Annotated in this window: 26 protein-coding genes; 16 read left to right on the plus strand and 10 right to left on the minus strand. The window is 70.7% G+C overall.

Annotated elements, in window-relative coordinates:
* Positions 1 to 137: 137 nt before the first annotated feature.
* The 4 genes from secY to B8W67_RS01825 are packed head-to-tail and all read left to right on the plus strand — an operon-like array spanning position 138 to position 3,365.
* A complete protein-coding gene (secY, locus tag B8W67_RS01810) occupies positions 138 to 1,472 on the plus strand; it encodes a preprotein translocase subunit SecY (RefSeq protein WP_069392750.1) in 1,335 nt (444 codons plus the stop codon).
* Entirely contained in the window at positions 1,469 to 2,014 is a 546-nt protein-coding gene (locus tag B8W67_RS01815) for an adenylate kinase (protein WP_069392749.1), read from the plus strand. The genes secY and B8W67_RS01815 overlap by 4 nt, the downstream gene beginning before the upstream one ends.
* A gap of 3 nt (positions 2,015 to 2,017) precedes the next feature.
* On the plus strand, positions 2,018 to 2,815 hold the full coding sequence (gene map / locus B8W67_RS01820) for a type I methionyl aminopeptidase (RefSeq protein WP_069392748.1): 798 nt from the start codon (positions 2,018 to 2,020) through the stop codon (positions 2,813 to 2,815).
* A gap of 31 nt (positions 2,816 to 2,846) precedes the next feature.
* Complete coding sequence (locus tag B8W67_RS01825; RefSeq protein WP_069392747.1) at positions 2,847 to 3,365, plus strand: MarR family transcriptional regulator; 519 nt, start codon at positions 2,847 to 2,849, stop codon at positions 3,363 to 3,365.
* A 164-nt stretch (positions 3,366 to 3,529) separates the two neighbouring features.
* On the opposite strand, the gene B8W67_RS01830 is transcribed toward B8W67_RS01825, so the two are convergent.
* Together B8W67_RS01830 and B8W67_RS01835 are read right to left on the minus strand one after the other, a co-directional pair.
* Entirely contained in the window at positions 3,530 to 4,726 is a 1,197-nt protein-coding gene (locus B8W67_RS01830; protein ID WP_069392826.1) for a GAF domain-containing sensor histidine kinase, read from the minus strand.
* A gap of 38 nt (positions 4,727 to 4,764) precedes the next feature.
* Positions 4,765 to 5,436 carry a response regulator gene (locus tag B8W67_RS01835; RefSeq protein ID WP_069392746.1) on the minus strand — a complete coding sequence of 224 codons (672 nt, stop codon included), beginning with the start codon at positions 5,434 to 5,436 and terminating at the stop codon, positions 4,765 to 4,767.
* A gap of 104 nt (positions 5,437 to 5,540) precedes the next feature.
* Here B8W67_RS01835 and B8W67_RS01840 point away from each other — a divergent pair, with 104 nt between their 5' ends.
* On the plus strand, positions 5,541 to 6,131 hold the full coding sequence (locus B8W67_RS01840; RefSeq protein ID WP_085301998.1) for an HAD family hydrolase: 591 nt from the start codon (positions 5,541 to 5,543) through the stop codon (positions 6,129 to 6,131).
* On the opposite strand, the gene mmsB is transcribed toward B8W67_RS01840, so the two are convergent.
* Genes mmsB through B8W67_RS01855 form a run of 3 tightly spaced genes read right to left on the minus strand, consistent with a single transcriptional unit; the run spans position 6,115 to position 9,719 of the window.
* On the minus strand, positions 6,115 to 6,993 hold the full coding sequence (gene mmsB, locus B8W67_RS01845; protein WP_069392744.1) for a 3-hydroxyisobutyrate dehydrogenase: 879 nt from the start codon (positions 6,991 to 6,993) through the stop codon (positions 6,115 to 6,117). The two genes, B8W67_RS01840 and mmsB, sit on opposite strands and share 17 nt — an antisense overlap.
* Before the next feature lie 31 nt (positions 6,994 to 7,024).
* Positions 7,025 to 8,191 carry an acyl-CoA dehydrogenase family protein gene (locus B8W67_RS01850; protein ID WP_085302000.1) on the minus strand — a complete coding sequence of 389 codons (1,167 nt, stop codon included), beginning with the start codon at positions 8,189 to 8,191 and terminating at the stop codon, positions 7,025 to 7,027.
* 7 nt (positions 8,192 to 8,198) lie between these two features.
* The gene (locus B8W67_RS01855; protein ID WP_069392742.1) at positions 8,199 to 9,719 is read right to left on the minus strand and encodes a CoA-acylating methylmalonate-semialdehyde dehydrogenase; all 1,521 of its coding nucleotides are present in this window, start codon (positions 9,717 to 9,719) and stop codon (positions 8,199 to 8,201) included.
* A 112-nt stretch (positions 9,720 to 9,831) separates the two neighbouring features.
* Here B8W67_RS01855 and B8W67_RS01860 point away from each other — a divergent pair, with 112 nt between their 5' ends.
* Together B8W67_RS01860 and B8W67_RS01865 are read left to right on the plus strand one after the other, a co-directional pair.
* Positions 9,832 to 10,782, plus strand: coding sequence for a LysR family transcriptional regulator (locus tag B8W67_RS01860; RefSeq protein ID WP_085302002.1), 951 nt, complete (start codon positions 9,832 to 9,834; stop codon positions 10,780 to 10,782).
* Between the two features lie 136 nt (positions 10,783 to 10,918).
* On the plus strand, positions 10,919 to 11,980 hold the full coding sequence (locus B8W67_RS01865; RefSeq protein WP_085302040.1) for an FAD-dependent oxidoreductase: 1,062 nt from the start codon (positions 10,919 to 10,921) through the stop codon (positions 11,978 to 11,980).
* Here B8W67_RS01865 and rfbC read toward each other — a convergent pair.
* The 3 genes from rfbC to B8W67_RS01880 all read right to left on the minus strand — a co-directional run bounded on the left by rfbC (position 11,968) and on the right by B8W67_RS01880 (position 14,568).
* A complete protein-coding gene (gene rfbC / locus B8W67_RS01870; protein ID WP_085302004.1) occupies positions 11,968 to 12,588 on the minus strand; it encodes a dTDP-4-dehydrorhamnose 3,5-epimerase in 621 nt (206 codons plus the stop codon). The two genes, B8W67_RS01865 and rfbC, sit on opposite strands and share 13 nt — an antisense overlap.
* Before the next feature lies 1 nt (position 12,589).
* Positions 12,590 to 13,585, minus strand: coding sequence for a dTDP-glucose 4,6-dehydratase (gene rfbB, locus B8W67_RS01875; protein WP_085302006.1), 996 nt, complete (start codon positions 13,583 to 13,585; stop codon positions 12,590 to 12,592).
* Between the two features lie 128 nt (positions 13,586 to 13,713).
* Positions 13,714 to 14,568 (minus strand): LLM class F420-dependent oxidoreductase, encoded by an 855-nt coding sequence (locus B8W67_RS01880; RefSeq protein ID WP_085302008.1) that lies wholly within the window; start codon positions 14,566 to 14,568, stop codon positions 13,714 to 13,716.
* Positions 14,569 to 14,974: 406 nt separating this feature from the next.
* On the opposite strand from B8W67_RS01880, the gene infA reads away from it, so the two are divergent.
* The 8 genes from infA to truA all read left to right on the plus strand — a co-directional run bounded on the left by infA (position 14,975) and on the right by truA (position 19,671).
* Positions 14,975 to 15,196 carry a translation initiation factor IF-1 gene (gene infA, locus B8W67_RS01885; protein ID WP_005140011.1) on the plus strand — a complete coding sequence of 74 codons (222 nt, stop codon included), beginning with the start codon at positions 14,975 to 14,977 and terminating at the stop codon, positions 15,194 to 15,196.
* Between the two features lie 30 nt (positions 15,197 to 15,226).
* Complete coding sequence (rpmJ, locus tag B8W67_RS01890) at positions 15,227 to 15,340, plus strand: 50S ribosomal protein L36 (protein WP_003879483.1); 114 nt, start codon at positions 15,227 to 15,229, stop codon at positions 15,338 to 15,340.
* A gap of 174 nt (positions 15,341 to 15,514) precedes the next feature.
* Positions 15,515 to 15,889: a 30S ribosomal protein S13 gene (gene rpsM, locus B8W67_RS01895; protein ID WP_069391053.1), complete on the plus strand. Its 375-nt coding sequence runs from the start codon at positions 15,515 to 15,517 to the stop codon at positions 15,887 to 15,889.
* A gap of 3 nt (positions 15,890 to 15,892) precedes the next feature.
* Positions 15,893 to 16,306, plus strand: coding sequence for a 30S ribosomal protein S11 (gene rpsK / locus B8W67_RS01900; RefSeq protein ID WP_069391054.1), 414 nt, complete (start codon positions 15,893 to 15,895; stop codon positions 16,304 to 16,306).
* 24 nt (positions 16,307 to 16,330) lie between these two features.
* On the plus strand, positions 16,331 to 16,936 hold the full coding sequence (gene rpsD / locus B8W67_RS01905; RefSeq protein WP_069391055.1) for a 30S ribosomal protein S4: 606 nt from the start codon (positions 16,331 to 16,333) through the stop codon (positions 16,934 to 16,936).
* Positions 16,937 to 17,071: 135 nt separating this feature from the next.
* Entirely contained in the window at positions 17,072 to 18,115 is a 1,044-nt protein-coding gene (locus B8W67_RS01910; protein WP_069391056.1) for a DNA-directed RNA polymerase subunit alpha, read from the plus strand.
* A 127-nt stretch (positions 18,116 to 18,242) separates the two neighbouring features.
* Positions 18,243 to 18,800, plus strand: coding sequence for a 50S ribosomal protein L17 (rplQ, locus tag B8W67_RS01915; protein WP_085302010.1), 558 nt, complete (start codon positions 18,243 to 18,245; stop codon positions 18,798 to 18,800).
* A complete protein-coding gene (truA, locus tag B8W67_RS01920; RefSeq protein WP_085302012.1) occupies positions 18,760 to 19,671 on the plus strand; it encodes a tRNA pseudouridine(38-40) synthase TruA in 912 nt (303 codons plus the stop codon). The genes rplQ and truA overlap by 41 nt, the downstream gene beginning before the upstream one ends.
* 5 nt (positions 19,672 to 19,676) lie before the next feature.
* Here truA and B8W67_RS01925 read toward each other — a convergent pair whose 3' ends face one another.
* Both B8W67_RS01925 and B8W67_RS01930 read right to left on the minus strand, forming a co-directional pair.
* Positions 19,677 to 20,342, minus strand: a complete 666-nt coding sequence (locus tag B8W67_RS01925; RefSeq protein WP_272937725.1) for a cutinase family protein — start codon at positions 20,340 to 20,342, stop codon at positions 19,677 to 19,679.
* Positions 20,343 to 20,360: 18 nt separating this feature from the next.
* The gene (locus tag B8W67_RS01930; RefSeq protein WP_109561690.1) at positions 20,361 to 21,011 is read right to left on the minus strand and encodes a cutinase family protein; all 651 of its coding nucleotides are present in this window, start codon (positions 21,009 to 21,011) and stop codon (positions 20,361 to 20,363) included.
* Between the two features lie 132 nt (positions 21,012 to 21,143).
* Between B8W67_RS01930 and B8W67_RS21060 the strand changes: the two genes are divergently transcribed.
* A partial coding sequence (locus B8W67_RS21060) for a hypothetical protein (protein ID WP_207567694.1) occupies positions 21,144 to 21,325 on the plus strand: 182 nt, incomplete at its 3' end.

The raw sequence follows: 21,325 nt of genomic DNA on the forward strand, positions 1-21,325 counted from the left end.
ATAGACTGCTTCACGCGTCAGGCCGTCTGGCACGGCCTTCGGGGGCTCGACGCATGATGTAGGACTGTCCGGACGCTGGTGCGACCAGCCCATTTACACGCCGTGCCGAAGAACCCGGCGTGTGCAGGAGGAGAAGAGTGCTCTCGGCTTTCATCTCATCGATGCGGACAGTCGACCTGAGACGGAAGATCCTGTTCGCGCTGGGGATCGTGGTCCTCTACCGGGTGGGGGCGGCGATCCCGTCCCCGGGGGTGGATTACCCCAAGGTGCAGCAGTGCATCGAGGAGGTCAGCGGTGGGGAGGCCGCGCAGGTCTACTCCCTGATCAACCTGTTCTCCGGCGGTGCGTTGCTGCAGCTGACGGTGTTCGCGGTGGGCGTGATGCCCTACATCACCGCCAGCATCATCGTGCAGCTGCTCACCGTGGTGATCCCGCGGTTCGAGGAGCTGCGCAAAGAGGGTCAGTCCGGCCAGAACAAGATGACGCAGTACACCCGGTATCTGACGATCGCGCTGGCGATCCTGCAGTCCACCTCGATCGTGGCACTGGCCGCCAACGGCGGGTTGCTGCAGGGCTGCACCTACTCCCACGAGATCATCGCCGACTCGTCGATCTTCACCCTGGTGGTGATCGTGCTGGTGATGACCGCCGGCGCGGCGCTGGTGATGTGGATGGGTGAGCTGATCACCGAGCGCGGTGTCGGCAACGGGATGTCGCTGCTGATCTTCATCGGTATCGCCGCGCGCATCCCGATCGAGGGCAAGTCGATCCTGGACTCCCGCGGCAGCACCGTGTTCGCCATGGTCTGCCTGGCGACACTGATCATCATCGTCGGCGTCGTCTTCGTCGAGCAGGGTCAGCGCCGCATCCCGGTGCAGTACGCCAAGCGGATGGTGGGCCGCAAGATGTACGGCGGCACCTCGACCTATCTGCCGCTCAAGGTCAACCAGGCCGGTGTTATCCCGGTGATCTTCGCGTCCTCGTTGATCTACATCCCGCAGCTGGTCACCCAGCTGGTGCGCAGCGGCGGCAGCGGCGGCGCCGGCGACGGCTGGTGGGACAAGCTGGTCGGCACCTACCTGTCGGACCCGTCGAACATGGTCTACATCGCCGTGTACTTCGGGCTGATCATCTTCTTCACCTACTTCTACGTCTCGATCACGTTCAACCCCGACGAGCGTGCCGACGAGATGAAGAAGTTCGGCGGCTTCATCCCCGGCATCCGCCCGGGCCGCCCGACCGCGGACTACCTGCGTTACGTGCTCAACCGCATCACGCTGCCCGGGTCGATCTACCTCGGTGTGATCTCGGTGCTACCGAACCTGTTCCTGCAGATCGGCAACACCGGGGCGGTGCAGAACCTGCCGTTCGGTGGGACCGCGGTGCTGATCATGATCGGTGTGGGTCTGGACACGGTGAAGCAGATCGAGAGCCAGCTCATGCAGCGCAACTACGAAGGGTTCCTCAAGTGAGAGTCGTTCTGCTCGGACCGCCCGGGGCGGGCAAGGGCACCCAGGCCGTCAAGCTGGCCGACAAGCTCGGGATTCCGCAGATCTCCACCGGCGATCTGTTCCGGCACAACATCTCCACCGGGACCGAGCTGGGCGTTCAGGCCAAGAAGTACCTCGACGCCGGCGACCTGGTGCCGGCATCGCTGACCAACGCCCTCGTCGAGGACCGCATCGATCAGCCCGACGCCGCCGGCGGGTTCATCCTCGACGGCTATCCGCGATCGACCGAGCAGGCCCAGGCGTTGCAGGCCATGCTGGAGCGGCGCGGCACCCGCGTCGACGCGGTCGTGGACTTCCAGGTCTCCCAGGAGGAGCTGCTGGCCCGGCTCAAGGGGCGCGGCCGCGCCGACGACACCGACGACGTGATCCGCCACCGCATGCAGGTCTACCGCGACGAGACCGCACCGCTTCTGGAGTACTACCGCGACGAGTTGAAGACCGTCGACGCCGTCGGCGACGTCGAGGAGGTCTTCGAGCGGGCCCTGCGCGCCCTGGGACGCTAGGCCATGGCGCTGCCCGGCTGGCGCAGCCGCAGGGTCGTGCCGCAGCGCAGCGACGGTGAACTCGACGCGATGGCCGCCGCCGGTGCGGTGGTGGCGGCCGCGCTGCACGCCGTGCGGGCCGCGGCCGGGCCCGGGGTGTCGACCGGCGAACTCGACCGGATCGCCGAAGCGGTGATCCGCGACGCCGGGGCCACCCCGTCGTTTCTGGGCTATCACGGCTATCCGGCGTCGATCTGCAGCTCGGTCAACGACCGGGTGGTGCACGGTATCCCGGCGGCCACCGAGACGCTGCGCGACGGCGACCTGGTCTCGGTGGACTGCGGTGCGATCCTGGACGGCTGGCACGGCGATTCGGCGATCACCTTCGGGGTCGGGGCGGTGTCGGCCGACGACGAGGCGCTGTCGACGGCCACCCGCGAGTCGCTGCAGGCCGGGATCGCGGCCATGGTGCCCGGCAACCGGCTCGGTGACGTCTCGCACGCGATCGAGTCGGGCACCCGCGCGGCGGGGACCCGGCTGGGCCGCGCGTTCGGCATCGTCGCCGGCTACGGCGGGCACGGCATCGGCCGGCAGATGCACATGGACCCGTTTCTGCCCAACGAGGGCCCGCCCGGGCGGGGCCCGCGCCTCGAGCACGGCAGTGTGCTGGCCATCGAGCCGATGCTCACCCTCGGCACCGCCGAGACCGTCGTGCTCGACGACGAGTGGACCGTGGTCACCGCCGACGGCTCGCGCGCCGCGCACTGGGAACACACCGTCGCGGTCACCAACGACGGCCCCCGCATCCTGACGCTGGCCTGACGGCGCGGCCGGGAATGCGGTAGGAAAAGGCGTGGCTGCATCCGATCCGGCCGCTCGGGCCGACCACGGTGATCCGATCGCGGCGGCGCGGGCCAACTGGGAGCGCGCCGGCTGGGGGGAGGTGGCCGACGGCATGGTCGCGGTCACCTCGGTGATGCGGGCCCATCAGATCCTTTTGGCCCGGGTGGAGGCGTCGCTGAAGCCCTACGACCTGAGCTTCTCCCGGTTCGAGCTGCTGCGGCTGCTGGCGTTCAGCCGCACCGGGGCGCTGCCGATCGCCAAGGCCTCCGACCGGCTGCAGGTGCACGTCACCAGCGTCACCCACGCGATCCGCCGGCTGGAGGGCGCCGGGCTGGTGCGCCGGCGCCCGCACCCCACCGACGGGCGCACCACGCTGGTGGCGATCACCGACCGCGGGCGCACCACGGTGGAGCAGGCCACGCTGGCGCTGAACGCCGAGGTGTTCGCCGACATCGGCATGTCGGCGCGCGAGTCGCAGACCCTCGCCGCGGTGATCGAGACCCTGCGCCGCACCGCCGGCGACTTCTGACCGGCCGCGCGAGGAGGCGCGGGGGACTCGCGGCGGGCTGGTCCGTGTGCGGATCGGTCCGCCCCAAGCGGCGTGTCGCGGACGAATCGGCACAACCGACGGGGGCCACGCCGAGACCGGCACGCCGAGACCGGCACACCGAGACCGGCACGCCGAGACCCCGGTCAGCGCTGCGCGGCGCCCACCCCGACCGGGATCAGCGCGGTCACGGTGGTGCCCACGCCCGGTCGGGAGCGGATGTTGAGCCGCCCACCCACCAGTTCGGCCCGCTCGGCGATCGACAGCAGTCCGTAGCCGCCCATCTCGTCGCCGCCCAGCGGGTTCTCGAACGTGTCGAAGCCGACCCCGTCGTCGGTGATCTCCAGCCGCGCCACCTGCTCGGCGACGCCGAACCGCAGTCGGGCCATGCTGGCGTGGGCGTGTTTGACGATGTTCTGCAGGCACTCCTGGGCGATCCGGTACAGCGCCACCTCGATGTGTTCGGGCAGCCGGATGTCGGCCAGGTCGACCTCCAACGCCAGCTGCGGCACCGACCGGGCCAGGCTGGCCAGCCCGCCGGCCAGCCCCAGATCGTCGAGGACCGGCGGGCGCAGACCGCCGATCGCCGCGCGCGCCTCCTCCAACGTCAACCGGACCAGGTCGCGGGCCTCGTCGAGCTGCTCGGAGGCGTCGGCGGGGTCGCTGCCGACGGCCCGGGCGGCGGCGTCGAGACGATAGGACAAGGTGATCAGCCGCTGGGAGATGCCGTCGTGGATGTCGCCGGCGAGGCGACGTCGCTCGATCTCCTGGGCCTCGATGACCTGCTCGACGAAGAGCTCGTGGGCGCGTTCGCGGGCCACCAGCTGCCGGTGCAGCCGGGCCTGGTGCAACGCCCCGGCGATGAGCCGGCCGATCACCAGCAGCAGCTCCACATCACCGTCGGTGAACTCTCGGCGCGTCACGGTGTGCACGTTGAGCACCCCCACCAGCCCGCCGGGATCGGTCTCCATCGGCACCGACACCATCGAGGTGAAATCGCGCCCGCGCAGCGACTCGAACGGCAGATACCGCGGGTCGGACTCCTTGTCGTCGGTGATCACCACCGGCTGGCGGTGGGCGGCGACCCACCCGGAGATCCCCGACCCCAGCGGCAGCCGGATCTTGCCGACCTGCCCGTCGAACGGCGGGGTCGCCCCGGTCAGCGTCAACGACCGTTCGGTGTCGTCGAGCACGTGCACGAAGCAGACGTCCGCGCCGGTGGAGGCGGTGATCATCCGCGCGGCCGCCGCGGCCAGCGGCTCCACCCCGGGGCCGGCGGAGGCGGCCTGGATGAGTTCGCGCAGCAGCGCCAGCTCGTGGGCGTTGTCGACGAGTTCGCGCACCGCCTCCGAGCCGCGGGCGTGCCGGCCGCGGGTGGCGCTCACTGGTAGATGCCTTCCCGCAGCGCGGTGGCCACCGCCCCGGTGCGGTCGGAGACCTCCAGCTTGCGGTAGATGGCCCGCAGGTGGGTTTTGACGGTCTCCTCGCCGATGACCAGTTTGGTGGCGATGCCGCGGTTGGACAGCCCCGCCACCATGTAGGACAAGATCTCGCTTTCCCGTTGGGTCAGGCCCTGACGGGCGCCGGGCCAGAACTCGTCGCGCTGCAGCCGCGCGGCGGTGTCGGCGGCGCGAGCGGCCAACCCCGGGTCGATCACCAGCTCGCCGCGGTGGGCCAACTCCAGCTGGCGGACCAGGTCGTCGCTGCTGATGCTTTTGAGCAGGTAGCCGCGCGCCCCCACCCGCAACGCCTGGAACAGGTACTGCTCGTCGTCGTAGACCGAGAGCATCACCACCTTGCGCTGCGGGTCGTCCTCGCGCAGCTGACGACACAGGTCCAGGCCGCTGGCGCCCTGCATCCGCACGTCGCAGAGCACCACGTCGGGCTGCAGGTCGGCGATGACCGCCCCCGCCCGTTCGGCGCCGACGGCGTGCCCGACGACCTCCACCCGGTCGGCGAACGCGGTGAGCATCGCCTTGAGACCCTCGATGACCATCTCGTGGTCGTCGACGAGGACCAGGCGCACCGGCGCGCCGCCGGGGTCTTCGGTCATGGCCATACTCTAGAGCCGCCCCGGCGTCCGGCGCGCAAAACTCCTCACCGGCCTCCCCCCACTGGGGGAGGCGCGCACCGCCGCGGCGGTGCAGGCTGAAGAGCATGCGAACCAGCCGCGAGACGCGGACGTTCTGGTGGGACCGGGAACGTCCAATCGCCCCGGAGGTCCCGCCGCTGCGGGCGGTGGTGTTCGACATCGACGCGCTCGGCGAGATCGACGCCGACGGCGACCCCACCCCGCGCGCCGGCCTGATCGATCTGGTCATGAGCCTGTTCGTGGCCGGGATCTGGGTGGCGGTGGTCAGCACCGGGCGTCGGCGCCGCACCCAGGTGATGGTGCGCGAGCTGATCGGCGACGGCCTGGTCGAAACGATCGTCACCGGCGAGGACCTGCCCGACGGCTGCCCCCGGCGGCGCACCGAGGCGCACCGGCTGGCGCTGTGGGAGCTGGGGGTGCCCCCCGAGCAGGCGCTCGCGGTGGTCGGCACCGACCGGGCGCTGCGCTCGGCCGCCGAGGCGGGCCTGCCCGCGGTGGTCATCGCCCCGGGACGCACCCCGGCGTTCCCGGACGCCGCGGCGGTGCGCCGCGGATACGACGGCTACACCGACGGCAGCGGTCCGCTGCTGGCCGCCGGCTGCCAGCAGCTGCGCCGCCGCTGGCTGACCGACCGGGGGCTCAGCGCAGCGTCGTGATCACGACGCTGAAGTCCTCGTCGGGATGTTCGCGGGCCAACTCGGTGTAGAGGTCGGCGGCGTGACCGCCCAGCGGGGCGCGCGCGCCGGTGGAGGCCACCGCATCCATCGCCAGCCCGAGATCCTTGGTCATCAGGGCGGTGGCGAAACCGGCCGCGAAGTCGTGGTTGGCCGGTGAGGTCGGCACCGGTCCGGGCACCGGGCAGTTGGTGTGCACCGCCCAGCAGTTGCCGGTCGCCCCGGTCATCACGTCGAACAGCGACTGCGCCGACAGTCCGAGGCGCTCGGCGAGCACGAACGCCTCGGCGACCGCCGCCTGCTGCACCGCCAACACCATGTTGTTGCAGATCTTGGCGGCCTGGCCGGTGCCGCTGGCGCCGCAGTGGATGATCTTGGCGGCCATCGGCTCGAGCACCGGGCGCGCACGGGTGACCGCGTCGGGCTGCCCACCGATCATGAACGCCAACGTGCCGGCCGCCGCGCCGGGCACCCCGCCGGAGACCGGCGCGTCCAGCTGCGCGAGACCGTGCTCGGCGGCCAGGGTGTGCAGGGCGCGGGCGTCGTCGACCGAGATCGTGGAGGAGTCGATGAGCAGGGCCCCCTCGGGCACCGCCGGAAGGATCTGCTCGTAGCAGCGGCGCACCACCGCGCCGTTGGGCAGCATGGTGATCACCACGTCGGCCCCGGCGACCGCGTCGGCGGCCGAGTCGAATCCGACCACCCCGTCCTCGACCGCCCCGGCCAGCGCCGCGGGCGCGGGATCGAAGCCGTGCACCGTGAACCCGGCGGCGACGAGGTTCGCCGCCATCGGGGCACCCATGTGGCCCAAGCCGAGAAACGCCACCGTGGCCGTCTGTGTCATCGGTTCTCCTTCGCCGGGGGGTGTGCGCGGGCTAGGTGCGGGCACGCGCGGCCTCGGCCCGGCCGATCACCACGCGCATGATCTCGTTGGTGCCCTCGAGGATGCGGTGCACCCGCAGGTCCCGCACGATCTTCTCCAGCCCGTACTCGCGCAGGTAACCGTAGCCGCCGTGCAGTTGCAGCGCGGCGTCGGCGACGTCGAAGCAGGCGTCGGTGACGTAGCGCTTGGCCATCGCGCACAACGTCACCTTGTCCGGCGCGTCCGCGTCGAGGGCGTCGGCGGCACGCCACAGCAGCAGCCGGGAGGTCTCCAGCGCGGTGGCCATGTCGGCCAGGGTGAACCGGATGGTCGGCTCGTCGAGCAGGGCGCCGCCGAACGCCTGCCGGTCGGCGAGGTAGTCGACGGTGCGGGTGTAGGCGGCCTGCGCCCCGCCGAGCGAACACGCGGCGATGTTGATCCGGCCGCCGTTGAGTCCCTGCATGGCGATGCCGAACCCGGTTCCCTCGCCGCCGGGCCCGCCGATTATCGCGTCGGCGGGGATGCGCACCCCGTCGAGAATCACCTGCGCGGTCGGCTGGGCGTGCCAGCCCATCTTGTGTTCCTGCGCACCGAAACTCAGCCCCGGGGTGCCGTTTTCGACCAGGAACGCCGAGATGCCGCGGGGCCCGGCGGCTGGCTCGCCGGTGCGTGCCATCACCACGTACACATCGGAGCTGCCCGCGCCGGAGATGAACTGCTTGACCCCGTCGAGCACCCAGTGCTCGCCGTCGCGGACCGCGCGGGTGGCCAGTGCCGCCGCATCCGAGCCGGCACCCGGTTCGGTGAGGCAGTAGCTGGCGATCGCCTCCATCGTCGCCAGCCGCGGCACCCAGGTGCCGCGCTGTTCGGCGGTGCCGAACCGGTCGACCATCCAGGCGCACATGTTGTGGATGGACAAAAACGCCGCCACGGTCGGGTCGGCGGTCGCGAGTTGTTCGAAGATGCGCACCGCGTCCAGGCGGCGCAGCCCGCTGCCGCCGACATCCTCGCCGCAGTAGATCGCCGCCATCCCCAACTCGGCGGCCGCACGCAGCTCGGTGACGGGGAAGTGCCCGTCGGCGTCCCAGTCCAGGGCGTGCGGGGCGAGGCGTTTGGCGGCGAACGCGGCGGCCGTCTCGGTGATGACCCGTTCGTCGTCGTCGAGGTCGAAGCTGCTCATCGCCCGGCTACTCCATGGTGGGCAGGTGGAATTCGGCCTCGTCCTTGATGCCCGACGGCCAACGCTGGGTGACGGTTTTCACCTTGGTGTAGAACTGGATCGAGGCGGTGCCGTGCTGGTTGAGATCACCGAAGCCGGACCGCTTCCAGCCGCCGAAGGTGTGGTAGGCCACCGGCACCGGGATCGGCACGTTGACCCCGACCATGCCGGCCTGCACGCGGGCGGTGAAGTCTCGGGCCGCGTCGCCGTCGCGGGTGAAGATCGCCACGCCGTTGCCGTACTCGTGCTCCGACGGCAGCCGCAGCGCCTCCTCGTAGTCGTCGGCGCGCACGATGCAGAGCACCGGTCCGAAGATCTCGTCGGTGTAGATCGACATCTCCGGTGTGACGTGGTCGAACAGGGTCGGCCCGAGGTAGAACCCGCCCTCGAGGCTGTCGTCGCCGAACTGCAAATCGGCGCTGCCCTGCTCGCGGCCGTCGACCACCAGCTCGGCGCCGGCGGTCACGCCCTGGCCGATGTAGTCGCGCACCCGCTCGCGGGCCGCCCCGGTGATCAGCGGGCCGTAGTCGGCCTTGGGGTCGTGACTGTGCCCGACCCGCAGCTGGCCGATCTTCTCCACCAGTTTGGCGCGCAACCGGTCGGCGGTCTCCGCGCCGACCGGCACGGCCACGCTGATCGCCATGCAGCGCTCCCCGGCGCTGCCGTAGCCGGCGCCGATGAGCGCGTTGACCGCCTGGTCGAGGTCGGCGTCGGGCATCACGATCATGTGGTTCTTCGCGCCGCCGAAACACTGGGCGCGTTTACCCTGCGCGGCGGCGGTGGCGTAGATGTACTGGGCGATGTCGGAGCTGCCGACGAACCCGACCGCGGCGACGTCGCGGTGGTGCAGCAACGCGTCGACGGCCTCCTTGTCGCCGTGGACGACCTGGAACACCCCCGGCGGCAGACCGGCCTCCACGAACAGCTCGGCGAGACGCACCGGCACCGACGGGTCCCGCTCGGAGGGCTTGAGGATGAAGGCGTTGCCGCAGGCCAGGGCCGGGCCGGCCTTCCACAGCGGGATCATCGCCGGGAAGTTGAACGGGGTGATCCCGGCGACGACGCCGAGCGGCTGGCGCAGCGAGTACACGTCGATGCCCGGGCCGGCGCCCTCGGTGTAGTCGCCTTTGAGCAGGTGCGGGATGCCCACGCAGAACTCGATGACCTCGATGCCGCGCTGGATGTCGCCGTGAGCGTCGACCAGGGTCTTGCCGTGCTCGGCGGAGAGCAGCGCGGCGAGTTCGTCGCTGTGGGCGTTGACCAGCTCGATGAACCGCATCAGGACCCGCGCGCGGCGCTGCGGGTTGGTCGCTGCCCAGTCGCGCTGGGCGATCGCCGCGGAGGCGACCGCGGCGTCGACGTCGGCGGTGTTGGCCATCGCGACGGTCGCCTGCACCGCGCCGGTGCTGGGGTTGAGCACCTCGGCGGTGCGCCCGGACGTGCCGGCGTTCGCCTGCCCGTCGATGAAGTGGTCGATCTGTCGTGTCATGGCCGTCCCGCGGAGTGTGCAGTCGAAAAACTTACTAGGACATCCTAGTAAATCGGCGGGGGTGTGGGCAAGACCCGATCGGTGCGCGACGGGTGCGTGTTTGGATGGCGGGATGAGGCTGAGTGCGCGGATGCCGCAGCTCTCCGCGTTCGAGGTGCTGCTGGCGGTGGCCCGCACCGGCAGCCTCGGCGCGGCGGGCCGCGAACTCTCGCTGACCCAGCAGGCCGTGTCGGCGCGGCTGACGTCGCTGGAATCGCAGGCCGGGGTGCAACTGGTGGTCCGCACCGCGCGCGGGTCACGGCTGACCGCGGCCGGGGTGGTGGTGGCCGAGTGGGCCGACCGGCTGCTCGACGTCGCTCACCACGTCGATGCCGGGCTGGCGTCGCTGCGCACCGAGAGCCGCCAGCGGGTCACGGTCGCGGCGAGCCTGACCGTTGCCGAGCATCTGATGCCGCGATGGCTGGTGTCGCTGCGGACCGCGGCCGCCCGCCACGGCACCACCGCGCCCCAGGTGGTGCTCACCGCCACCAACAGCGACCACGTCATCGCGGCGGTCCGCGACGCGACCGCCGACCTCGGGTTCATCGAGAGCCCGGGGGAGCCGGGCGGGCTGCGCAGCCGGCTCGTCGCCCGCGACGAGCTGGTGGTGGTCGTCCCACCCGATCACCAATGGGCCCGCCGCACCACCGCGGTCGGCGCCGCCGAACTCGCCGACACCCCGCTGGTCTGCCGCGAACCCGGTTCGGGGACACGGGATTCGTTGACGGTGGCGCTGCAGGCCGCGCTCGGTGCGACCACGCCGGTGGCCGACCCGGTGCTGGAGTTGTCCTCGGCCACCGCGGTGCGCGGCGCGGTGCTCGCCGGGGCCGGGCCGGCGGTGATGAGCCGGCTGGCCGTGGCCGAAGACCTCGCCGTCGGGCGGCTGCGTCCGGTCGCGGTGGCCGGGCTGGACCTGCGTCGCGAGCTGCGCGCGATCTGGCTCGGCGGGCGCACCCCGCCGGCCGGCGCCGTCCGTGACCTGCTGGCCCACATCGCCGCGCTCGGGCCCCCTGCCTCGCCGTAGAGGCGCCCCGGCCGCACCCCGGCCACAAGCCCACCTTGTGCCCCGCCAAGAACAGCACCCCTACCGGTGGCCGCGATGGTTCGGCAGCATCGGGTTCGGCGTCACCGGGCGCCAGGGACCGAGTGAGGCGACGGACATGAGCGACTACCGCTGGGCGGTTGTGGGAGCGGGGCCGGCGGGCATCGCCGCGGTGGGGCGCCTGCTCGACCACGGTGTGGCCGCGTCGACCATCGCCTGGATCGACCCGGAGTTCGTCGTCGGCGACTTCGGGGGGAAGTGGCGCGCGGTGCCCAGCAACACCACCGTCGCGCATTTCCTCGACTACCTCACCGCCTCCCCGGCGTTCGGCTTCAGCGCTGCCGCGGGATTCCCGCTGAGCTCGCTGGACCCGCACCAGACCTGCCCGCTGGGCTTGGTCGCCGACCCGCTGCAGGCGATCACCGAGCGGCTGGGTGCGCGGGTGTGCGCCCTGCGCACCGTCGTGACCCACCTGGCGCTGCGCGAGCGACGCTGGGTCCTCGACCTCGATCTCGACCACAAGGCGGGCGCCGCGGCCGGAGCCGGGTCGATCACCGCCGACAACGTGATCCTGGCGATCGGGTCGGTGCCCACCCGCCTGCCCGGCGTCGCCGCGCCGGAGATCCCGCTGGACACGGTGCTCGACCCGCAGAAGCTGGCCGCCGAGCCGCTGGACGGTGCGACCGTCGCGGTGTTCGGTTCCTCGCATTCGGCGATGATCGCGCTGCCGAACCTGCTGGACACCGCGGCTGCCACGGTGATCAACGTCTACCGCAGCCCGCTGCGCTACGCGGTGGCGCTGCAGGACTGGACCGTCTACGACGACACCGGCCTCAAAGGCCACGCCGCACACTGGGCGCGGGAGAACATCGACGGCACACCCCCGCCGCGGCTGCGCCGCTACCACGTCGACGACCCGGCCTTGCCGGCCGCACTGCGGCGCTGCGACCGCGTCGTGCACACGGTCGGATTCGTTGCCCGCAGCATCGCCTCGACGCCGCCGGTGCCGGCCTACGACCCGGCCACCGGCATCCTCGCGCCCGGGCTGTTTGGGGTGGGCATCGCCTACCCCGAGTACTGGGTCGACCCGCTGGGCTCGGGGCAGTACCGGGTGGGGTTGCGCAAATTCATGCAGCGGCTGGATACCGTCATGCCGCTGTGGCTGCGCTACGGCCCCTGACGGTCGTGCTCGGCGCGCAACCCGTCGACGAAGGCGCGGGTCTGTGTCCACGACGGCAGCAGCCCCGCCGCCTGCGCCTCGGCGAGGCTCGGGGCGGCGGCGTCGCGCTCGGAGACGATCAGCCGATGCCGGTCGGGCCAGTCGATGCCCAGCGCCGGGTCGGTGGCGGCGATGGTGTGTTCGGCCTCGGGGCGGTACGGCGCCGAGCACAGGTACATCACCGTCGAGTCGTCCTGCAGGGCCACGAAGCCGTGCGCCAGCCCCTCGGACAGATACACGCTGCGTCGCTCACGGGTGTCGAGAAGCACCGCGTCCCAGTGTCCGAACGTCGGGGAGCCCACCCGGATGTCGACGGCGACGTCGAACACTGCCCCGGCCACGCAGGTGACGTATTTGGCCTGGCCGGGCGGCACCGCGGCGAAGTGCAGCCCGCGCAGCACCCCGGCGGCCGACACCGAACAGTTGGCCTGGCGCAGATCCAGCCGGTGCCCGGCGAACCCGGTGAACTCCCGGTCGGTGAACCACTCGAAGAACACCCCGCGCGCATCGCGGTGCTGGCGTGGGGTGATCTCCCACGCGCCCGGGACGGCGAGTTCACGCACGGTCATCTCACTGCCCCCGTTTCGCGTAGCCGGTCTCCACGGCGTCCTTCAGTGGGGCCCACCAGGATTGGTTGTCGCGGTACCAGGCGATGGTGGCACGCAGGCCCGCCTCGAAGTCGGTGCGCGCGGGGCGCCAGCCCAACTCCTCGCGCAGCGGCGTCGGGTCGATGGCGTAGCGCAGATCGTGGCCGGCCCGGTCGGTGACGTGGTCGAAGTCGTCGGGGTCGTGGCCCATCAGCGCCAGGATCATCTGCAGCACCGTGCGATTGTCGCGCTCACCGTCGGCGCCGATCAGATAGGTGCGCCCGATCTGGCCGGCCTCCAGGATCCGCCACACCGCGTCGTTGTGGTCGTCGACGTGGATCCAGTCGCGCACGTTGGCGCCGCGGCCGTAGAGCTTGGCGCGCCGCCCGGTGAGCAGGTTGGTGATCTGGCGGGGGATGAACTTCTCCACATGCTGGTACGGCCCGTAGTTGTTGGAGCAGTTCGACAGTGTCGCGGCCACCCCGTAGGAGCGCACCCAGGCCTTGACCAGCAGGTCGGCGGCGGCCTTGGTCGACGAGTACGGGCTCGACGGGTTGTAGGCGGTGGCCTCGGTGAACCGGGCCGGGTCGTCGAGGCGAAGATCGCCGTAGACCTCGTCGGTGGAGACGTGATGCAACCGCACCCGGTGGGCTCGCACCGCCTCCAGCACGGTGAACGTGCCCACCACGTTGGAGTGCAGGAACGGCGCCGGGTCGGCCAGGGCGTTGTCGACGTGGGTTTCGGCGGCGAAGTGCACCACCGCGTCGGATTCGGCGACCAGCGCGGAGACTACCGCCGCGTCGGCGACATCGCCGTGGACCAGCCGAACCGCGTCGGCGACCGGGGCGAGCGCCTCCTCGCTGCCGGCGTAGGTGAGCGCGTCGAGCACCGTGACCGCCACGTCGGGGCGGTGGCGCACCGTGGTGTGCACGAAGTTGGCGCCGATGAACCCCGCACCCCCGGTGACCAGCAGCCGCATGCGCCAAACCCTAACCGGGCTGGGCGTCCAGACTCACGTTTGCGTGCGTTTACCCCTTGAACTCAAGGCCGTAAAACGCACCAAAGCGTGCGGCTCGACGCGAGCCGGGGGGGGGGGTGACAGGCCGTTTACAGGCCCAGCGGCTCGGCCAGGGCGGTCAACGTCGGCACAAACGCGTCCCAGCCGCCGAGCACCTGGATCGCGACGTGGTCGGCGCCGGCGTCGAGGTGCTCACCGAGGCGAGCCGCGATCTGCTCGGCGCTGCCGTGGGCGACCATCTCGTCGACCAGCCGGTCGCTGCCGGGTGGGCGGACATCCTCGGCGGTGAAGCCCAGTCGGTGCCAGTTGTTCACGTAGTTCGACAGGCCCAGGTACATCGCCAGCGCGTCGCGGCCCAGCGAACGTGCCGCCGCGGCGTCGGAGTCGTGGGAGTCGAGCACCACCTTGTGCTCCGGGGCCAAAAACACCGTGTTGCCGACGAGTTCGCGGGCCTGCCCGGTGTGCTCGGGTGTGGTCAGGTACGGGTGGGCGCCGGCGCTGCGCTGCGCGGCCAACTCCAGCACCTTCGGGCCCAGCGCCGCCAGCACCCGGCGGCTGGTGGGCACCGCCGCGGAATCCAGCGCGTCGAGGTAGTCCACCAGCGCCCGGTAGGGGCTGCGGTAATCCTCGGTGTGCTCGCGGTGGCCGACGCCGATGCCCAGGACGAACCGGCCCGGGTGGGCGTCCTCGATGCGGTGATACGACTCCGCCACCTCCGGGGCGGGAGCCGACCAGATGTTGACGATGCCGGTCGCGACCTGCAGCGTCGACGTCGCCTCCAGGATCGGTTCGACGAAGTCGAGTTCGGCGCCGGGGGAGCCGCCCACCCACAGTGCGCCGTAGCCGAGCTTCTCGACGGTCTGGGCCTGTTCGGCGGTGACCCGGCCGAAGGTCCACACGCCGTAGCGGCCCAGGTCGGGCTTGAGTGCGATCGCGTCGGTCATCGGATGGCTCCTCGGGGGTCTGTGGTTCGGGTCTGTGTGGTTCGGGTCTGTGGTCGGGGACCGCGGCGGGGGATCGGGGTGAGTGGGTCACCGCGCGGCGCGGTGGGGTTCACCCCGGTCTATACCCGACGTCCTGGCAGAATCCAACATCACCGGGCCGGTGACGCGGCCCGGATCGGTGCCCGCGCGGGTCCCTCGGCACGGATTTTGGCCGACGCCGGGGATGCGGGTATCGTGGAGCGTCGGTGCGGCCACCGCGCCGACTCGTTGCGTGCCCTGTCCTGGAAGTCTTCGACGATTCGCAGAATTGATTCGCAGAATTTCCGACCATCGGCTCACGTTTGGGAGTCGGACGGGGCTGCGCTGACACACCGGAGCAGGCAAAACGGAGGATCGCCGAGAAGTCATGGCCAAAAAAGACGGCGCCATCGAGGTCGAAGGCCGAGTGGTTGAGCCGCTGCCCAATGCGATGTTCCGCATTGAGCTGGAGAACGGACACAAGGTGCTCGCCCACATCAGTGGCAAGATGCGCCAGCACTACATCCGCATCCTCCCGGAGGACCGGGTGGTGGTGGAGCTGTCCCCCTATGACCTCACCCGAGGTCGCATCGTCTACCGGTACAAGTAAGCAACCAGCGAGAACAGGATCACAACAGCCGTGAAGGTGAACCCGAGCGTCAAGCCGATCTGCGATAAATGCAGGGTGATCCGCCGGCATGGGCGGGTCATGGTGATCTGCTCCGATCCGCGGCACAAACAGCGCCAAGGCTAGAGCCCGGGCCCGTCCGGGATCGACCCGCCAGCGACACAACTGAATGCAGACCTCCCAGTACCTGTGAGCGGATAGGCCGCTCATCGCACGTCCGGACGGAGGCCGGGCCCCGGAGCAGTCGGCCGGGATGGGCTGGGACCAGACCTCCCCATGAAGAAGTAAGGAACGCCACTTATGGCTCGACTTGTGGGCGTCGATCTGCCGCGTGACAAGCGGATGGAGATCGCGCTGACCTACATCTTTGGTGTCGGCCGCACCCGGTCGCGGGAGATCCTCGCCGCCACCGGCATCGACAAGGACCTGCGCAGCAAGGACCTCACCGACGACCAGCTGACCCAACTGCGTGACTACATCGAAGGCAACCTCAAGGTCGAGGGTGACCTGCGCCGCGAGGTCCAGGCCGACATCCGCCGCAAGATCGAGATCGGCTGCTACCAGGGTCTGCGTCACCGTCGCGGCCTGCCGGTCCGGGGTCAGCGGACCAAGACCAACGCGCGCACCCGCAAGGGCCCCAAGCGCACCATCGCCGGCAAGAAGAAGGCCAGGTAACCCATGGCAACGAAGAAAACGTCGTCCTCCGCCAAGAAGGGGCAGAAGTCCCGCCGGCGGGAGAAGAAGAACGTCCCGCATGGTGCCGCCCACATCAAGAGCACCTTCAACAACACGATCGTGACGATCACCGACCCCGCCGGCAACGTGCTGGCCTGGGCGTCTTCCGGTCACGTCGGCTTCAAGGGGTCGCGCAAGTCGACCCCGTTCGCCGCGCAGTTGGCCGCCGAGAACGCCGCCCGCAAGGCCCAGGAGCACGGCGTGCGCAAGGTCGACGTGTTCGTCAAGGGCCCCGGCTCCGGCCGGGAGACCGCGATCCGGTCGCTGCAGGCTGCCGGCCTGGAGGTCGGCGCGATTTCTGACGTCACCCCGCAGCCGCACAACGGCTGCCGTCCGCCCAAGCGGCGCCGGGTCTAATCGGGTTCGAGGAGGAGAACAAACATGGCTCGTTACACCGGACCCGCCACCCGCAAATCGCGTCGACTCGGTGTCGACCTGATCGGCGGCGACCAGGCGTTCGAGAAGCGTCCCTACCCGCCCGGCCAGCACGGCCGCGCCCGGGTCAAGGAGAGCGAATACCGGCTGCAGCTGCAGGAGAAGCAGAAGGCCCGCTTCACCTACGGCGTGATGGAGAAGCAGTTCCGCCGCTACTACGAGGAGGCCGCCGCCCGCGCCGCCAAGACCGGCGACGAGCTGCTGAAGATCCTCGAGAGCCGGCTGGACAACGTCGTCTACCGGGCCGGGCTGGCCCGGACCCGCCGGATGGCCCGCCAGCTGGTCAGCCACGGCCACTTCACCGTCAACGGTGTGAAGGTCGACATCCCCAGCTACCGGGTGTCGCAGTACGACATCATCGACGTGCGGGAGAAGTCGCTGAACACCCTGCCGTTCCAGATCGCCCGCGAGACCGCCGGCGACCGCCCGATCCCCGCCTGGTTGCAGGTGGTCGGGGAGCGGCAGCGCATCCTGGTCCACCAGCTGCCGGAGCGCACCCAGATCGACGTCCCGCTCACCGAGCAGCTGATCGTCGAGTTCTACTCGAAGTAGCAGTACTTCCGCACCGCGAGGTGCGGGGGCACCCGCGGCGATCACGCCGGCACGGCGACACCGGGCCGGCGCCGATCACCGCGGGACCACCTAGCGGCATCAAATAGCGGGTGCCGAGAAGGAGAAGGAACACCCATGCTGATCTCTCAGCGTCCCACCCTGTCCGAAGAGGTCATCGCCGAGAACCGGTCGCAGTTCATCATCGAACCGCTCGAGCCCGGATTCGGCTACACCCTGGGGAACTCGTTGCGGCGCACCCTGCTGTCGTCGATTCCCGGTGCGGCCGTCACCAGCATCCGCATCGACGGGGTGCTGCACGAGTTCACCACCGTGCCCGGGGTCAAAGAGGACGTCACCGACATCATCTTGAACCTCAAGGGCCTGGTCGTCTCCTCCGAGGAGGACGAGCCGGTCACCATGTACCTGCGCAAGCAGGGTCCCGGTGAGGTCACCGCCGGTGACATCGTGCCGCCGGCCGGGGTCACCGTGCACAACCCGGACATGCACATCGCGACCCTGAACGACAAGGGCAAGCTCGAGGTCGAGTTGGTCGTCGAGCGCGGCCGCGGCTACGTGCCCGCCGTGCAGAACAAGGCCACCGGCGCCGAGATCGGCCGGATCCCGGTCGACTCGATCTACTCGCCGGTGCTCAAGGTGACCTACAAGGTGGAGGCCACCCGTGTCGAGCAGCGCACCGACTTCGACAAGCTGATCCTCGACGTCGAGACCAAGAACTCCATCACCGCCCGCGACGCCCTGGCGTCGGCCGGCAAGACCCTGGTGGAGCTGTTCGGGCTGGCCCGCGAGCTCAACGTCGAGGCCGAGGGCATCGAGATCGGACCGTCGCCGGCGGAGGCCGACCACATCGCGTCGTTCGCGCTGCCGATCGACGACCTGGACCTGACCGTGCGCTCCTACAACTGCCTCAAGCGTGAAGGCGTGCACACCGTCGGGGAGTTGGTCGCCCGCACCGAGTCCGACCTGCTCGACATCCGCAACTTCGGTCAGAAGTCCATCGACGAGGTGAAGGTCAAGCTGCACCAGCTGGGCCTGGCGCTCAAGGACAGCCCGGCCAGCTTCGACCCGTCGGAGGTCGCCGGCTACGACGCCGCCAGCGGCACCTGGTCGGCTGACGCCGCCTACGACGACCAGGACTACGCCGAAACCGAGCAGCTGTAACCGCTGTCCGGTGACGATGCGGTCCGCTGCGGCCGTTGAGGACCCGGACACATTGACAGACACATTGATAAAGGCCCGTCCCGGCCCTACCTGATACGGGGGTCGGCCCCACTGAGGAGAAGTCGCAATGCCCAAGCCCACCAAGGGTCCCCGCCTCGGCGGGTCCTCCGCCCACCAGAAGGCGATTCTGGCGAACCTGGCCACGTCCTTGTTCGAGCACGGCCGGATCCGGACCACCGAAGCCAAGGCGCGGGCACTGCGGCCCTACGCCGAGAAGCTGATCACCCACGCCAAGAAGGGTGCGCTGCACAACCGGCGTGAGGTGCTCAAGAAGATCCGCGACAAGGACGTGGTGCACATCCTGTTCGCTGAGATCGGCCCGCACTTCGCCGACCGCAACGGCGGATACACCCGCATCATCAAACTCGAGCCGCGCAAGGGCGACAACGCCCCGATGGCGGCGATCGAGCTGGTGCAGGAGAAGACCGTCACCTCCGAGGCCGACCGGGCGCGCCGCGCCGCGGCCAAGCAGGCCGCCGACAACGCGCGGGCCAAGACCGCTGCCGAGGAGGCCCCCGAGGAGGCCCCCGAGGAGGCCCAGGAGACTGTAGCGGCCGCGGAGACCGAGACCGCTGAGGCTGCTGATGGGGCGGCGTCCGAGACGGACGACACCGACGACGCCTAGAGCGGACCTGAGCGGGGTGAGCGAGCCGACGACCCGGCTGCGCCTCGATCTCGCCTACGACGGCACCGAGTTCGCCGGCTGGGCGGTCCAGGAGGGGCAGCGCACCGTCGCGGGCACCCTGCAAGAGGCGCTGGCGACGGTGTTCCGCACCCCGCTGCGGCTGGTGGTGGCCGGGCGCACCGACGCCGGGGTGCACGCCGAGGCGCAGGTGGCCCACGTCGACGTGCCCACCGCGGCGCTGCACCACGGCTATCCGCGCAGCCCGCGGCCCGGGCAGCCCGAATTCCTGCCGCTGGTGCGTCGGCTGGCCCGGTTCCTGCCCCCCGACGTGCGGGTGCGGTCCATCCGCCGTGCCCCGGCCGGGTTCGACGCCCGATTCGCGGCGCTGCGCCGCCACTACTGCTACCGGCTGTCCACCGCGCCCTACGGGGTGGACCCGCAGCAGGCCCGCTATGTCACCGCCTGGGCGCGCGACATCGACGTGGATGCGATGAACGCCGCGTGCGCGCCGCTGCACGGCCTGCACGATTTCGCGGCGTTCTGCCGTCACCGCCCCGGCGCCACCACGATCCGTGACCTGCAGGAGTTCACCTGGAGCCGCGCCGATCACCGGGTCAGCGCCCGGGTGGTCGCCGACGCGTTCTGCTGGAACATGGTGCGCTCACTGGTCGGCGCGGTCCTCGCCGTGGGGGAGGGCCGCCGCGACGGCGGCTGGCTCGCCGGGCTGCTGACCGTGACCAGCCGGTCCAGCGATTTCGCCGCCGCGCCGGCGCGCGGGCTCACCCTGGTGGGGGTGGACTACCCGCCCGACGACCAGCTTGCCGCCCGCACCGTCGTCACCCGCGACGTGCGGTGTCGCGACGAGTTGTAGCGCCGTTACACCCGCCCGGCCACGAACGCGGCGGCCTGGTTGGTCAGCCCCGGCACGTAGCCGCTGTGGGCGTCGAAGTCGTCGCCGGCGGAGCAGACCGGGTCCCCGTTGGCGCACAGGTCGATGGTGCGGTTGCCGTAGACCGGGCTGTTCGACAGAGGCTGGCCCAGCTTGGCCGACGGGTTGCCGAACACCGCGATCGCCGCGACATGGGAGTCGGTGCCCGGCGGCAGCGGCATCGAGAAGCCCAGCCCGGGCACCGGGGAGGCGGCGATCACGTCGATGACCGCCGCGCCCTGCGAGTAGCCGCCGAGCACGATCCGGGTGTCCGGGCAGTCGTTGACAGTGCCCTGAACGTGCGCACTGGCGTCGTTGGCGCCGTCGGCGGCCGCCCGGAAGTCGTAGCTGGCCGGATAGTTCACCGCGTACACCCCCACCGAGCGGCCCCCCACCTGGGAGCGCAGGGCGCTGATGAACGCATCCCCGACACGACCCGCCCCCGGGGAGTCGTTGGTGCCGCGGGCGAACACGACCTCGATGTCCGAACACGCCGCCGAGGCGTTCGGCAGCACCGCGGAGAACGGCGCCGGCAGCAGTGCGGATGCCATCAGCAGCGCTACCGGAGCGACCGCTGCGGCCAGGATGCGGGAACCACGACGAAGGATAGCCACGTCGATATGTTAGCGCACCTAATTGATAAAGCCCTCGGGGGTCAGGTGCGACGGTGCGAGTTTGCCCGCGACGAACGCGGCGGCCTGGTTGGTGTAGACCGGGATGTAGCCGTCGGTGTGGTCCTTCCAGTCGTTGCCCTCACCCTCGTGGCAGATCGGGTCGCCGGGGTTGCACAGGTCGATCGCCTTGGACGCGAACAGCGCGCTTTGACTGGAGATCGGGCCCCCCATGCGGTTGGCGGCGTTGCCGAACACCGCGACCGCGACGACGTTGTCGGCGTACTCCGCCGGCAGTGAGGAGCCCCAGTTGATCCCGACCGGGGTGCCGGTGACGATGTCCATCACCGAGGCGCCCTGGGAGTAGCCGCCGAGCACCAGTTGGGTCTCGGGGCACTTGTCGGCCATGAACTTCACCCGGTTGATCGTGTCGTTGGCGCCGTCACCGCCGCCGAGCTGCAGACGCCCCGCCGGGTAGTTCACCGCGTAGACGCCGATGTTCTGGCTGGTCTGCTGGCGCAGCGCGTCGACGAGGGCCGCACCGACCCGGCCGATGCCGGGCGCCTCGCTGGTGCCGCGGGCGAAGATCACCTCGACGTCGGTGCAGTCGCCGTCGGCCGCGGCCGCCGGCAGGGCGGTCGGGGTGACGAGCAGGAAGCTGATCGCGAGCATCGCCGCGGCCGCCGAACCGAGGAGGCGGGCGAGGTGCGACGCGGACAAGTTCACAGATTTCACCCTCACAGGGTAGCGGCCCATGGCGTCGCGCGCCGCCCCCGTGCCCGTCGCCCGCCCGAGGGTGCGCGGGTGCTGCGGCCCCGCTCCCACCACAGCCAGCCCGCCGCCAGGGCGGCCAGCGCGCCCACCCCGCCGGAGACCACCGCCCGCGCCGGCGCCCGACGTGACGGCACCGCCGGGACGCCGGATGCGGCAGGTACCGGGGACGGCAGCACCCGGACCGGGGCCGTGAAACGGGGCAAGGTGGTCGG

It is taken from the genome of Mycolicibacillus koreensis (genome assembly GCF_002104795.1).
GTDB lineage: Bacteria > Actinomycetota > Actinomycetes > Mycobacteriales > Mycobacteriaceae > Mycobacterium > Mycobacterium koreense.

Coding starts and splice junctions, on each gene's coding strand:
- map (WP_069392748.1), top strand. CDS start 2,018: ATGGCGCTGCCCGGCTGGCGCAGCCGCAGGGTCGTGCCGCAGCGCAGC.
- B8W67_RS01835 (WP_069392746.1), bottom strand. CDS start 5,436: ATGACCGAAGACCCCGGCGGCGCGCCGGTGCGCCTGGTCCTCGTCGAC.
- B8W67_RS01840 (WP_085301998.1), top strand. CDS start 5,541: ATGCGAACCAGCCGCGAGACGCGGACGTTCTGGTGGGACCGGGAACGT.
- mmsB (WP_069392744.1), bottom strand. CDS start 6,993: ATGACACAGACGGCCACGGTGGCGTTTCTCGGCTTGGGCCACATGGGT.
- B8W67_RS01850 (WP_085302000.1), bottom strand. CDS start 8,191: ATGAGCAGCTTCGACCTCGACGACGACGAACGGGTCATCACCGAGACG.
- B8W67_RS01855 (WP_069392742.1), bottom strand. CDS start 9,719: ATGACACGACAGATCGACCACTTCATCGACGGGCAGGCGAACGCCGGC.
- B8W67_RS01860 (WP_085302002.1), top strand. CDS start 9,832: ATGAGGCTGAGTGCGCGGATGCCGCAGCTCTCCGCGTTCGAGGTGCTG.
- B8W67_RS01865 (WP_085302040.1), top strand. CDS start 10,919: ATGAGCGACTACCGCTGGGCGGTTGTGGGAGCGGGGCCGGCGGGCATC.
- rfbC (WP_085302004.1), bottom strand. CDS start 12,588: ATGACCGTGCGTGAACTCGCCGTCCCGGGCGCGTGGGAGATCACCCCA.
- rfbB (WP_085302006.1), bottom strand. CDS start 13,585: ATGCGGCTGCTGGTCACCGGGGGTGCGGGGTTCATCGGCGCCAACTTC.
- B8W67_RS01880 (WP_085302008.1), bottom strand. CDS start 14,568: ATGACCGACGCGATCGCACTCAAGCCCGACCTGGGCCGCTACGGCGTG.
- infA (WP_005140011.1), top strand. CDS start 14,975: ATGGCCAAAAAAGACGGCGCCATCGAGGTCGAAGGCCGAGTGGTTGAG.
- rpsM (WP_069391053.1), top strand. CDS start 15,515: ATGGCTCGACTTGTGGGCGTCGATCTGCCGCGTGACAAGCGGATGGAG.
- rpsK (WP_069391054.1), top strand. CDS start 15,893: ATGGCAACGAAGAAAACGTCGTCCTCCGCCAAGAAGGGGCAGAAGTCC.
- rpsD (WP_069391055.1), top strand. CDS start 16,331: ATGGCTCGTTACACCGGACCCGCCACCCGCAAATCGCGTCGACTCGGT.
- B8W67_RS01910 (WP_069391056.1), top strand. CDS start 17,072: ATGCTGATCTCTCAGCGTCCCACCCTGTCCGAAGAGGTCATCGCCGAG.
- rplQ (WP_085302010.1), top strand. CDS start 18,243: ATGCCCAAGCCCACCAAGGGTCCCCGCCTCGGCGGGTCCTCCGCCCAC.
- truA (WP_085302012.1), top strand. CDS start 18,760: ATGGGGCGGCGTCCGAGACGGACGACACCGACGACGCCTAGAGCGGAC.
- B8W67_RS01930 (WP_109561690.1), bottom strand. CDS start 21,011: ATGCTCGCGATCAGCTTCCTGCTCGTCACCCCGACCGCCCTGCCGGCG.